This window comes from Asaia sp. A2 (assembly GCF_057319415.1).
The window spans coordinates 1-12415 of record NZ_JBXWTO010000022.1 but is presented as its reverse complement, the minus strand read 5'-3'; the positions used below and the strand labels follow the sequence as shown (position 1 = coordinate 12415).

Here is a 12415-nt window from a genome sequence, read left to right as displayed (position 1 = left end):
TGTATGCGCGTGGAATAGGTACTTCGTCTTCTCGCGAAGCCGAAGTACCTATGGTTGGTAGAACTCCCCAATCTCCCGGAGGGTTTTAAAGCGGCCCACCGGCATACGCTTCCTCAGGGCGGATTGGCGTCACCGTCGTGACTTCAATAAAACAACCGCCCTTGGCCCGGAAGTAGAACGACCAGGCGCCATGCGTTTTGTGCGGCATCTGAGTTTCCCAGCCATCCACCTTCAGTCGAGCGAACAAAGCATCTACTGCTTCGCGGGACCTCAGAATGAAGCCGATATGCAAAATATCGAGATTTCTTGGGTATTCGAACCCATCGAGTTGCCTATCGAAATGATTCACGATCAAGATAAGACCGTCATCATCTTGCATAATCGCCATCCTGCTTCCGCGTACGACGAGTGTTTGCAGGCCGAAATACTGCTCGAACATGACGCGGTCAGCTTCCATGTCATGGCTGTAGAGATTAATGTGATTGAGCTTCATGAATCGTCCCTTTCCGTTATTGAGACGGACACGAGCCAATCGCGATGCAGACAGCGACGACCGACCACTAACGAGGCCAATCCTCGTTGTGTCCGGCCATGGCCAAAAGCGGGTTCAAACGCTCAAGCGTGACTGTCTCCAGAGAGACCGCAGGTTGTCACCATACCTACATCGCTGTCTTTTTAGGCAACGCTACCGTAGCTGAAGAACGTGGTAGGTCAAGGCTTTAGACACTGATCCAACGTTGCGGATACTCTCATAGATCTCGAGCACAACAAACTTATGTCCTAGTATCATTCCCATTCATCACCGTTCCGTCGCCATTCCCCTACTTCCGATAATAGAAAGAAGCGGAAGTAGGGGAATGGCGGGAAACAGCCATTTTCTCCGATCGTCGATCTTATCACCCTAACCGCCCATACGCTCGACGTAACGATCGTCTTTACATCGTTGATGTAATGCATTACCTTACACGCATGGAGATCGAGAGCATCAGCCACAAAGGCCTCCGACGCTTTTTTGAGACGGGAAATGCCAAAGGGCTGGTCGGCGATGTAAGCCGGTTACGAAAGATGCTCGCCTTCATCAACGCTGCGGAATCACTCGATGAGCTCACGGTGCCTCCAAATTATAGCCAGCATCCTTTGGTCGGAGAGCGGGCAGGCACCTGGTCCATGACCGTCACTAAAAACTGGCGGCTTACTTTTCGTCTCAATGAGCAGGGACAACTCTGCGATATGGCTTTGGAGGACGACCATGGCGCTTAAGATGCATAGCTCGCTCGCAGTCCATGTCGGGGACTGGATCAAAACCGAGCTTCTTGAGCCTCAGAATATCAGGATCAACACCGTCGCCGAGCATCTGGGGGTTTCCCGCCAGGCGATCAGCGCCCTTCTGAATGGGAGGTGTGGGCTAACCGCAGAGATGGCGATCCGCTTCGAGAAGGCCTTTGGCGTACGAGCCGAAACGCTGATGCGCATGCAGAGCACCTTCGACCTTGCTCAGGCCAGAGCACATGCGAGCAATTTGTGCATTCAGCATTTCGGAATCCCAAATCGGGCAAATACCCTAGAGCGGCGGGTATGAAGCAGCATATTATCATGTAGACAGGGCAGGGGTTTATTCGACTGCCCCTCCCAATTCATCTCGACTGCTTCATCTGGCGTGCGAATTGGGGACGACTTAATCCAGGCGATAAGCGAGAGAGCCGTGCTTTCTCCCAACCTCTCGATCTTTCCGTGCTAGACTGCTGGCCTTCTGAGTATCGTCGCCACGCGTAACGCCCGGCTTGTATGATCCGGCTTAGCCCATGGGCATACGGTGCTGCCCCAATGGAGCTCTATATGCGTCTGCTTCTACCGATTGTCTTAAGTCTGCTGACCTCGACGGCATCTGCGGCCGCCTCGTTTGACCGCAAAGCGTGGCAACAGGATTATTCACAGCTCAAATCCGAGCTGGTGGACCGTTACGCTAATCTCGCATGGAAGGCGTCCGACGCCGGCGGAATCGACTTGCCTGCGCTTGATCGTAATACTGCGGCTGCAGTGGCGTCGGCAAATGACGACACCCAGGCGGCCGACGCCATTCGCGCTTTTATCGCTGGCTTTCATGATGGACATCTCTCGGAGTTGCCGTACCTCGCTGTAGCGACGACACCTCCGATTGAGCCCAGCCGGCCTGCTCTTGATCCGGCGGCACCGATCGAAGGATGCGCAGCGCTGGGATACGCCTCGACCGGATCAGTCGCTTTTTCTTTGCCACTGGAAGGGCTACCCGGCTTCAAGTTGATATTGGACGGGCTTGGCTCGACGTTCAGGACCGGCACAATCACGCGATCGGGCGTGACGCTTGGTATCCTCCGCATCCAGAACTTCCGTGCCCGCGCCTTTCCTGCCGCCTGTTTGCATGCCTGGGCAGACCTGCGGCAGGCTGGCAGGGCAATCACTCCCAATTCAGTGCGTGAAGCGGCGGAGTTACGCTGGTTTCATGATATGGCGGCTGAGATCAGGGCGCTGCGTCACACCGGGGCCACGGCCCTTGTCGTTGATATTAGCAATAACAGCGGAGGCGACGATAGCGGCGATTGGACGCCCCGTCTCTTTACGGACAGGCCGGTACGATCCGCACGGCTTCTAATGGCAGACGCATCCGATGCCGGTCGCTACTTCGCTGACGAGATCAGAGATATTAACGAAGCGCTCGCCGCCACTCAGTCGCACGACGCCAAGGCTGCGCTCACAGATGCACGATCCTTTTTCTCCCAGCAGACCGCGGCGATTGGTAAGCATCGTTGCGACTTGTCATGGGTCTGGCGCGAACAACGCGCCTGGTCGCCGACGAATTGCAATCGGCTACTCTCTGCGGGCTATGCTGGAGGCTACTCCGCTGGGCTGGCCCGAAACGCCCTAGGCGACAGCAAAGCTGCAGCCGCTCTTTCTTCTGCATCCACAGTTCAATCATTCTTTGGCAGCTGGACCGGGCCGACTTACGTTCTTGCCGACCAGCGCTCCTATTCGTCGGCTGAAATGTTTGCAGCCGTTATGCAAGACAACCGGATCGCGAAGCTTGTTGGCAATCGCACAGGTGGAGATGGGTGCGGCTTCATGACGAAAAGCGACCCCATCATCCTTCGACATTCGCGTCTTCGTTTCCGAGTGCCGAATTGCATGAGATTACGTGCGAAGGGTGCAAACGAGGAAGCTGGCATTGTGCCCGACATTTCCGTGCCACCAACTGAAGGCGAAAGCGAACGGGCACGGGCCGAACGGGCTTTACTGGCGATCACCAACGATCTGGCAGGCGCTTCTCGAAAACCCCACTAGGCGCAGATTTTGGCAAGAATTGGCGTTCACGCTTCTCGATCCCAACTAGAAGAGCTTATGGCAGCGGCCCAACCACAACTTACTCGTTATCGCATACGCGATTCTGTTCTGCTTGTTGCTCTCGAGGTAACTTTCCAATTCGCGCGTCGCAATTTTCTGCGTATTTCCCCTACTTCCGATAATGTTCGATGGTTATCGGAAGTAGAGGTGCATACGCCAAGCTGGCGGACATCATTCCCATCCTCCGCCAAGGGCCAGGAAAAGATCGATTTGTCGATCAATCAGATCGATGCGCGCAGAGGAAAGGTGTGTTTGTGCATTCGCGTAACTGGCCTGCGCATTAAGCACATCGAGGAAGGGTGTGCGCCCAAAACGCTGAAGCAATCTGGCCTCGTCGCTTGCCCTGCTAGTAGATTGGGCTGCTCGTTCCAACACATCCAGACGTTCCTGCGTGCGTGTATAGGCAGACAGGGCAGTCTCCGTTTGCTGCAGTGCGAGAAGGACTGCGCCATCAAACGCAGCCAACGCGGCCTCTGCCTGTGTGTCGGCCTCGTCGATCTTCACCCGCGCAAGGACGCGATTGGGAAAAGACCAGGAAATCATCGGGCCGACGCTTACGCCAAATGACGACAGAGAAAGCGCGTGGCCAACCGACGTGTTGGTCCCAGCCGAGCCACCGAGACTGACTTTCGGATACAGATCGGCTCTGGCCACGCCGATACCCGCAGTCGCCTCAGCAAGTAATCGTTCTGCTCTTCTTACGTCGGAACGACGCATCAGCAGCATCGCCCCGTCTCCGACAGGCAGCGGACGAGATAGGGAAGGGATAGTCGCGCATTCTTCAAGTCGGCGCGGATAGTCTGATGGCACGCGCCCCATCAAAGTCGCCAACATGAACAGGGCGGTCCTACGATCAGCAAGGATGTCGGGTATAACGGCTTCGCTAGTGGAAGCCGCCGCATCAGCGCGATCAATATCAAAACGGGTCCCACGACCTGCCCGAGCCATATGACGAGCTACATTTAGAGTTGCCTGTTGGATAGCAACAACACGCCGCGCAGCGGTCAAAGCTACGCCGTCAGCGCAGACACGAGCATAACTGCGAGCAACAGCGGCAGCTACCACGACCCTGACCTGATCACGCGCCGCACGAGCCGCCTCTGCCTGGGCATTGGCGGCCTCGATGCCACGCCTGATCCCCCCTGCCAGATCGAGCGGATAACTGGCGCTGATGCCCAATGCATAACTGAAGGGTGCTGGCAGAAACCGTGTCGGGCCACCTAGACGCGCACCGGTTGTCTGACCGCTGATATCAGTCGTCGGGATTCGTGCTGCCTCTGCCTCGCGTATGAGTATGCTCGCACGACGGAGATTGGCCGCGGCGCTACGGAGATCAGTATTTGCCCTTAGGGCTGCAGCAACAAGAACGTCAAGTTGCTGATCATTGTAGAGGCGCCACCAGTGTGCAGGTAACGCCGCGCGGGCCAGGCCTTTGGTCTTATCTCCGAGAAATGGGGCCTTTGCACCACCCTGATTGATCATTGCCTTGCCAGGAATGCGATAATCAGGACCTGCCACGCACCCCGCTACGAGTAGCGCCAGTAAAGGGGCAAGAAGGGGTCTCAACTGCCGCTCTCCACCCCAGGCGAGAGAGGCGCTGGAATGATCTCTATCGTAGCGGTCCGCCCGGCGATAAGCTTTGTTCCTGATGGTACGTGATCTATGTGTATTCGAACCGGAATACGCTGAGCGAGCCGCACCCAGGAGAATGTTGGTGATACCTTTGGCAGGAGGTTGACAGTATCATTGCGTTGGTCGTCGGCTATCGCGGCCGCAATGCTCTCAACATGACCAGCAATATCGGAACCATCTCCCATCAGGCGGATACGGGCCCTGTCGCCAACCGAGACACGCCCCAACTTCGTTTCCTCGAAATACCCCTCTACCCGTAGCGACCCGATATCGACCAGAGCCATGGCCTGCGTTCCGACAGACAGGTAGTCACCAGGATGAAGGTCAAGATTCGTCACGATGCCGGCAACGGTAGCGCGGATCTCAGTGCGCTGGAGATCAAGGAGCGCTATATCCCGGTCAGCACAGGCGCGTTTCAACGCCGCTTCCAACGTTCTTGTTTTGGCGACATTCTGCTCATGCGCCTCGGTTGCGACGAGATTGCCCAAAGCGAGATCCCGGCGCGCCTCCTTGCGCGCCTGATCGAGCTGAGCCCGCGCCTCTGCGATAGCTGCCTCTGCGTGGCCTAAAGCTGCCGCACGGCGCGGCCGATCGATGACGATCAAAAGCTGCCCCGGGCGCACAACCTGATTGTCGTGCACCAGAACCTGCGTGATGAGACCACCAACATCCGTCGTCACTCGCACTACGTCGGTGCGAACATGGCCGTCGCGTGTCCATGGTACATGTTCGCTGCGATCCCACAAATCCAGCGCTACCAGCGCAGCGATAGCGACGAACACCAAAGTAACGGCGTAGCGGCTCAAAAGGGCGCGGTAATGTTTCATGGATGTGGTCCGATGATGGAAATGGCCCTAACAAGCAGGCCTAAAAGAATGATGAAGACGGCAATTTCGACGATGCTCCGTGTGGTAAACCATCGCGACGCGCCTGTGATGGAGAACAGGTGCAGCGCCGTGACGGTCATCAGCAGAGCCAAACACGTGACGATAAAGAAGCCAGGTATGTAGACGCCACTCAGGCAGAGATCGGGAATCATGCTTGCACCTGCCCGTCCAAGACAGGCGAAAGCGCGAAGCGGAGATCGATGAGGTGATTCCGCAAATCATGATCCGCATCGCCTGTCAGTGTCGCCGAGGCTATCAGCATGTCCACTCGACGTTTCAGCACTTCGAGCGAGGACTCATCTTTATCGAAATACTCTGCGAGATCACCGAGCAATAAGCGCAGTTCTCCATTCCTCGCCGTTTCGCCTCGCTCCAAGCAACCGCGTAGACGGTTCGACGACCGACCAATACGCACGTCGCGAACGATTGCCTCTGCAGTTCCCATAGCAGAGCGTGGCGAGAACCCAAGCCGAGGAAGCAACAAGGCGATACGATCGACCATCAGACCATTCCAGGCTGCCTCGCCGGGCCCTATGCCCCGAGCGAGCCGCGCCACGTCCCGACGCCCCAGTCGAACCAGCCGGTCGATTACGACATCTGGAGACACAGTCTGCAAAAGCGCCATGCTCGCTGCCGCGAAACCTATTCCGAGGAATAAGGCGATGCCGCTGTTGATGGCTTCAGCAAAATATCCGCCATATACAGGACCTAGCCCGACAAGGATCGGCGTCGTCAGCGTGATACCGAGCGCCATAAATGCGGTAGCCGGCCGTGCCTGCAATGATCCCGCAAACAGAAACACGGGAGCGAGCACCGCAACGAGAACATAGAAATCGAAGACGCGCGGTAGGACTACGAAGCTATATATCAGACTGATCACCACGCCGTAGAAAGAGCCGACGAGATACTTGCGGACGTAAGGCACGGGCGCGTCGACATTACCGAACAGCGCACAGGTAACGCCCACCACTGATACGGCCAATCCGCCATCCGGCCACGCTGACCAGATCCAGATGAGACAGCCGATGCCAATCCCCACCGTCGCGCCCAAGGCAGCACGTCCTGCCATCAAGACATCACGATGGAAAACATAACCCCTGGGGACCTTCTCGCCATGCAATCGCAGCGGAGTTCTCATTCCTGGGCACGTCGCAGCAGCAAGCTGCTCCACATCGGCGATGAGATCGATGAGATCGGCGAGATGACGGGCGATGTTACCTGCCAGCATCCCCGAGGGGGCAGGGGCATCAGCATTGGCAAGCGATCTCGCATCATGACTCAACGCGCGCACTTCCGCCTCACGTTCGTCTCGCGTACCCAAGGTAAGCCACTGGCATACTCGGCCTAGAAGATGATCGAGATCCGGCGGCATCCCGAGGGTTTTAACGGCCTTGAGCTGGGCCTCGAGGTCCGACAGAAGCGGCAGGAACCGCACCTGACGATCATGCATCAGACGCAAGGTCCTATCGTGTGGAACGACAATGATCGGATCGTACGGCAGATGGGTCTCTAATCCCCTTAACGCAAGAAGATCCAGAGCCAACCGATACCGGTCATTACCACAAGAACCGGTCAGCACGTCGCCAGCTAGTCTGCGCACGTCACAAGAGATCGCCATGACCTTGGACAGAAACTGACTGGTGAGCCTCCGAGGTAAGATATAACGATGAACCACAACAGAGCTGAAGATGCCCAGAGCGACTTCCTGAACGCGCACCGAAGCAATATCAAATACGGTACCGGGAGATGCTAGGGCAGGGAAACCTATCAAGCTGGTGGTATAGCCGGATAAAACAAACGCGTAGGCGCGCGGCGTACGGTCGAGTAGCGACACGAACAGGCCAAGACCGATCCAGCAGGCGAGCACCACGCTGCAAACTATCGGCTCGTTGACAAAATTAGGGACGATTGCAACAGTCGCGATAGCACCGATAAAAGTACCTGTAAGGCGATATAGCCCGCGACTGAGCGACGCCCCGGCGCTAGGTTGGGATACGAGATAGACGGTAACAATCGACCACGAGGGGCGCGGCAATCCAATACGAAGCGCTATAAAATACGCCAGCATAGCGGCTGCGAAGCACTTGCCGGAATAAAGCAATGCATCAGCGTCCGTCCTGAGCCCTGCTATCCTTGGGTGATGGATAAGGTGCAGTAGCCTACGGATAGGCCCATTACACCCGGCCAACCTATGAAAAGTTAATGTCATCCCTTGTTGATAACGACTTGCAAGAACTTATAAAATTAGATATCCGGACATTCAATCACTGAAAACTGCCAAAAACTTGGTTCATCCCCCATCAGTCATCACCCTTGTTGATCCGGATAGCTCGAATGCGATTGCGATCGCTCATCGGCTAGACTTTACTGATCAGGCGTCCGAAGTCCCGACGCATAGGCATAGCAAGGGGCAACTGATTGTAGCCTCCTACGGCGCGGTTACCTGCACCGCTGCTGGTGATGTGTGGATCGTTCCACCAAATTGCGGGATCTGGATTCCAAGCGGGGTGATGCACAGCGCGAGAGCAACCGAGAACGCTCGGGTCGATTATCTGTTTGTTGCAAGGGATGCCAGCCGTCTTCCTGACCATTGCTGCGCATTAGAGATAACGCCGATGATCCGAACGATGATCGATCGTTTGGCCGCCGAACGGGACGAGTATTCCCCTGACAGCCACGCCGCACGAATAGCGCGAGTGATGCTTGACGAACTCGCAACGATGCCACAACAGCGGCTCAATTTGCCCGTTTCAGACCACATAAAAATCCGCGCGATCGCCGACGCCTTGACGGCGAACCCGGCAGATCGGAGTACTTTGGCCGAATGGGCTGGGCGTATCGCGATGAGCGAACGATCGCTGGCAAGGCTGATGATCCGTGAGACCGGACTAACATTCGGTCGGTGGCGTCAACAACTGCACTTGGTTGTCGCACTCCGTGAATTGGTGAGCGGCACAAGTGTGCAGCGCGTATCTATCGCGCTTGGCTATGAGTCAGTAAATGCTTTCATCACAATGTTCCGCAAATCGGTCGGCTACACGCCCTCCCGTTACCTGCCTAACCTGCAGGATCGATCACGACCGGACACATGCAAAGTCTCCGGAACGTCGGACAAGCGTATGCGCATGGAATAGGTGGAGGGATCGAAGAACCGTTGGTTGATGGAGCTGGCTGGTGATTTAGGGCTTTGTCATTCTGACTAACGGTTTCCGGGGTGACTTTTGGTCTGCGCTTTGGGCAGATCGGGCGCTGTTTCCTCCGGGATGGCTACGCGCTCGCGTTCAGTCTTTCGAGGAAGAGGAAGCGGCGCATGTTGTAGACGATATTGGCCAGACCGATCCTCATGGTGGCTCGCGTTATGCCCACGGTCCGGACGAACAGACCCGTCTGTGATTTCTGATCGGCAAAGACATGCTCGACACGCGACCGGATCATCGACTTCCCTGCGTTGGACCGCTGGATGTGGCGGGGCATGGGCTTGAGATGCGGCTTTTTCCTGTGAACCTTCGAGACGAAGCCCTCCTTGTCCATGAAGGCCTCATTGGCTTTGGAGCGATACGTCGTGTCTGCCCAGACGCCTGAGGCCGTATTGGTTTTATCCAACAGCCCCTCTCTTAATCGCGCACCATCACTGGCGGCGGCATCCGTCGCTTTCCATTTTCGGATGAACCGGAACTTCCGGTCGATGGAGACGTGGGATTTGTAGCCAAAGAATGGGATGGCGAGATCACTCGACGGCATGGTTCCATCGTCCTGCCGCTTCGCTTTCGTGAACTTCAGCGTCCAGCGCGCATGCCTGTCCTTATGGGACAGCTTTGCCGGCTTGTCTTCCCAGCCTTCGGGGATCCGCCCTGCCCGAAAATCGGCCTTCTCCGCATTGGTATTGCGCTGCCTGGGCGCTGCCGCCAGCGTGGCATCCAGGATCTGGCCGGACATCGGCAAATACCCAGCGTTGCGCAGGGTAGCATCAAACCGGTCAAACAGTGTTTGGATGGCGCCCGCCTCGGTCAGATGCTCGCGAAACAGCCAGATTGTTTTGGCATCGGGTACCCGATCCGATAACGCCAGACCCAGGAAACGCATGAAGGACAGACGGTCGTTGATCAGATACTTCGTCCGTTCATCGGAGAGATTGTTCAGTGTCTGGATAACCAGTATTTTGAACATCAGCACCGGATCGAACGGCGGACGCCCGCCCTTGCTCCCGTCCGAGTAAGCCAGAGCCTTCTTCAGATCAGGGCGGAACGCCTCGAAATCCACAGTCCGGGAAAGCGCTTCGAGCTGGTCACCAAGCCCGCTCAACCGCGCAAGCCGCTCCTCAACATCAAAGAAACCCGGCTGCTTCATCAGCCCCCCCCCCAACATCACAGCTGGGATAGAATCACACCAGCAGCCCCAGACCACAGGGGTTTTTCGAACCCTCCACTGGGTTTCTTCTGCCGCCTAAACGCAGGCATTGGGCCGAACAACGTACGTGACATGTCCTGCTGAGAACCCTGGTAGAAACAGGGCCGACCGACCACTGGCAGCATCGCAATCCTGATATTCGCGGGGCACGGGGGGCAAACAGGAAGGCTCACAGGACAGATTTTTGCTAAAACCTGATTTGGATTTACTAAAAATGTCATTCCAAATACGTAATCTGGGGTCGTCCTTTCGGCTTTGTACCAGCTGGCGGGTATGTCTCGGACTATAAAGCCGTGAGTGCCCCAGTGTTCCCTTTAGATCTCAACTCGTAGTGTATGCGGGCTGGCAGATGCTATGGGAGCCACAGCGTGTGCCTGAACCTACTGATCCAGGGGATACCCCCGGTCACTCCATAACGCAAAGGCCGTAGAAGTGCTTCTGCAAACAGGCTTGCAACGCTACGGGACCGAAATCGTATTGGGCGGATGTACGTGGGTCCCAAGCAACTGCCCCGTATCGCGATTTGCTACGACATGTCCGCCTAGTCCTTGAAACGTTTCCGCAATCTCGCCGCCGTAAGGCTTTGGATCAACTCTTTCTATGAGCAAGGCCTAGACAAATAGAGAGTGTTCAGCCTGTAGCGCTTTTACCAACGCGTCTATGTCAGACGGGCTGCTATAAAGCCCGGGAGTCACGCGAATCACGGGTCCCTTGGCAATGCCGCCGCGCCAGACTGTATGAACGTTGTGTTTCTGCAGCAGTACGCGCTGCAAATGTAGTGCATCGGCCTCTGTCGTCATGCCTTTGAGACGAAAGCTAGTGATTGTGCAATAGCGGGCGGGATCTGCGGGTACACATATTTCGACATTTCGAAGGTCTGCCACAGCATCGACCCATCCATCACGTAGTGCTCGCAAATGTGCTTCCTTCGCCGCAGCTCCTACAGCAAAATGGAAATCAACTGCCTTGGGGATCGTCAGTATGGCCGCAAAATTGATCGTCCCTGCAGGCACACGTGCCTGTATTTTGCTAACTGGAATATGATGGTTGTCGTAAGCAACGTCTATGTCCTCAAGTCGGCTAGAACGGATATACATCGCTCCTGTCCCTAAGGGCGCTGACGTCCATTTGTGCACGGACCATCCAGCAAAATCGGCGCCAATATCCTCAATCTTGAAATCAAGGCAGGCGATGCCGTGCGCTACGTCCACCACGGTATCCACGCCACGTTCCCGTGCCATGGCTACAATTTCCTTGACCGGCGTCACCAAGCCTGTCCGGTTAGAAACCTGTGTCACAAGCAGAAGCTTCGCATTGGGTGTGCGTTCTAGCACATCATGATAAGCTTGCAGTATATTGGCTGTCGTCGCGGGTTCCAGCATTGCAAAGCGCACGACCTTTGCACCACGATGCGTACCGAGCCAGTTCATCGCATCGATCATCGCATCGTAATCCAGGTCACAATAGATCACAGCTTCACCAGCTTTTAGCAGGCGATAATTAACTATGAGCAATTGTAAAGCGTCTGACCCACTGCGTGTGACGGCGATTTCTTCGGGTGAGCAGCCAACCTGTCTCGCGATTGCCGCCTGAGCTTCCTGTCCGCCTCCTGCCAGGCACGAGCCGCTTGGAAGCACGTTGCGTGCCCATATAGAGTTATCGCGGTTCACCATAGTGATCTGTCGTGAGTATTCCGCAGCTATCGTACGCGGCATAACTCCCCAATAGCCATTCTCCAGATTATGGATGTCCCGGTTCACGTCGTAATGAAACGGAAGCTGCGAAACAGGGATCGAGCCAGGCACAAGGGCGGCCTCTTGCGGATGGTACGGAGCTGCAACGGAGCTTGATGCCAGCAACGCTGGAGCACCTGTAGCGAAGGATTTGAGCAGGAAACGACGGTTGGGAGAGGTAGTCATGACGTTGTCCCTAGGTAAAATTAAAGAGTAAAAAAGAAACTAGAGCGTTTTCCTCTCAATCTGGCTCGTATCCAGCGGCGGTGAAGAAGTTGGCGCATTCTGCGGGCGCGACCTGATCGATGAGTTTGCCGATCCTGTTCCAAAGCCCGTCGCGGGTGCGTTCGGCGGCGCGGCGGAGATGGGCCTTGAGTTTGG

Annotated in this window: 11 protein-coding genes and 1 pseudogene; 4 read left to right on the top strand and 8 right to left on the bottom strand. The window is 56.1% G+C overall.

Annotation, left to right across the window (positions count from 1 at the left end):
- Window positions 1-85 precede the first annotated feature (85 nt).
- On the bottom strand, window positions 86-493 hold the full coding sequence (locus ACWNRM_RS13885) for a VOC family protein (RefSeq protein WP_485171316.1): 408 nt from the start codon (window positions 491-493) through the stop codon (window positions 86-88).
- Window positions 494-969: 476 nt separating this feature from the next.
- Between ACWNRM_RS13885 and ACWNRM_RS13880 the strand changes: the two genes are divergently transcribed.
- The 3 genes from ACWNRM_RS13880 to ACWNRM_RS13870 all read left to right on the top strand — a co-directional run bounded on the left by ACWNRM_RS13880 (window position 970) and on the right by ACWNRM_RS13870 (window position 3315).
- Window positions 970-1260 carry a type II toxin-antitoxin system RelE/ParE family toxin gene (locus ACWNRM_RS13880; RefSeq protein ID WP_485171317.1) on the top strand — a complete coding sequence of 97 codons (291 nt, stop codon included), beginning with the start codon at window positions 970-972 and terminating at the stop codon, window positions 1258-1260.
- On the top strand, window positions 1250-1579 hold the full coding sequence (locus ACWNRM_RS13875) for a HigA family addiction module antitoxin (protein ID WP_023978156.1): 330 nt from the start codon (window positions 1250-1252) through the stop codon (window positions 1577-1579). Before ACWNRM_RS13880 ends, ACWNRM_RS13875 begins: the two co-directional genes overlap by 11 nt.
- A gap of 257 nt (window positions 1580-1836) precedes the next feature.
- Entirely contained in the window at window positions 1837-3315 is a 1479-nt protein-coding gene (locus tag ACWNRM_RS13870) for a S41 family peptidase (protein ID WP_485171318.1), read from the top strand.
- Between the two features lie 231 nt (window positions 3316-3546).
- Here ACWNRM_RS13870 and ACWNRM_RS13865 read toward each other — a convergent pair whose 3' ends face one another.
- The 4 genes from ACWNRM_RS13865 to ACWNRM_RS13850 are packed head-to-tail and all read right to left on the bottom strand — an operon-like array spanning window position 3547 to window position 7995.
- Window positions 3547-4941 (bottom strand): efflux transporter outer membrane subunit, encoded by a 1395-nt coding sequence (locus tag ACWNRM_RS13865; protein WP_485171319.1) that lies wholly within the window; start codon window positions 4939-4941, stop codon window positions 3547-3549.
- Window positions 4938-5834, bottom strand: coding sequence for an HlyD family secretion protein (locus ACWNRM_RS13860; protein WP_485171320.1), 897 nt, complete (start codon window positions 5832-5834; stop codon window positions 4938-4940). Before ACWNRM_RS13860 ends, ACWNRM_RS13865 begins: the two co-directional genes overlap by 4 nt.
- Complete coding sequence (locus tag ACWNRM_RS13855; RefSeq protein WP_023978903.1) at window positions 5831-6046, bottom strand: DUF1656 domain-containing protein; 216 nt, start codon at window positions 6044-6046, stop codon at window positions 5831-5833. The genes ACWNRM_RS13860 and ACWNRM_RS13855 overlap by 4 nt, the downstream gene beginning before the upstream one ends.
- Window positions 6043-7995 (bottom strand): FUSC family protein, encoded by a 1953-nt coding sequence (locus ACWNRM_RS13850; RefSeq protein WP_485171321.1) that lies wholly within the window; start codon window positions 7993-7995, stop codon window positions 6043-6045. Before ACWNRM_RS13850 ends, ACWNRM_RS13855 begins: the two co-directional genes overlap by 4 nt.
- Before the next feature lie 184 nt (window positions 7996-8179).
- Between ACWNRM_RS13850 and ACWNRM_RS13845 the strand changes: the two genes are divergently transcribed.
- Window positions 8180-9028, top strand: a complete 849-nt coding sequence (locus ACWNRM_RS13845; protein WP_031240908.1) for an AraC family transcriptional regulator — start codon at window positions 8180-8182, stop codon at window positions 9026-9028.
- Between the two features lie 133 nt (window positions 9029-9161).
- Here ACWNRM_RS13845 and ACWNRM_RS13840 read toward each other — a convergent pair whose 3' ends face one another.
- The 3 genes and pseudogenes from ACWNRM_RS13840 to ACWNRM_RS13830 all read right to left on the bottom strand — a co-directional run.
- Entirely contained in the window at window positions 9162-10244 is a 1083-nt protein-coding gene (locus ACWNRM_RS13840; protein WP_485171323.1) for an IS5 family transposase, read from the bottom strand.
- A 668-nt stretch (window positions 10245-10912) separates the two neighbouring features.
- Window positions 10913-12220: an aminotransferase class V-fold PLP-dependent enzyme gene (locus tag ACWNRM_RS13835; protein WP_485171322.1), complete on the bottom strand. Its 1308-nt coding sequence runs from the start codon at window positions 12218-12220 to the stop codon at window positions 10913-10915.
- A 55-nt stretch (window positions 12221-12275) separates the two neighbouring features.
- Window positions 12276-12415: pseudogene (locus ACWNRM_RS13830) on the bottom strand (IS630 family transposase); the annotation flags it as partial.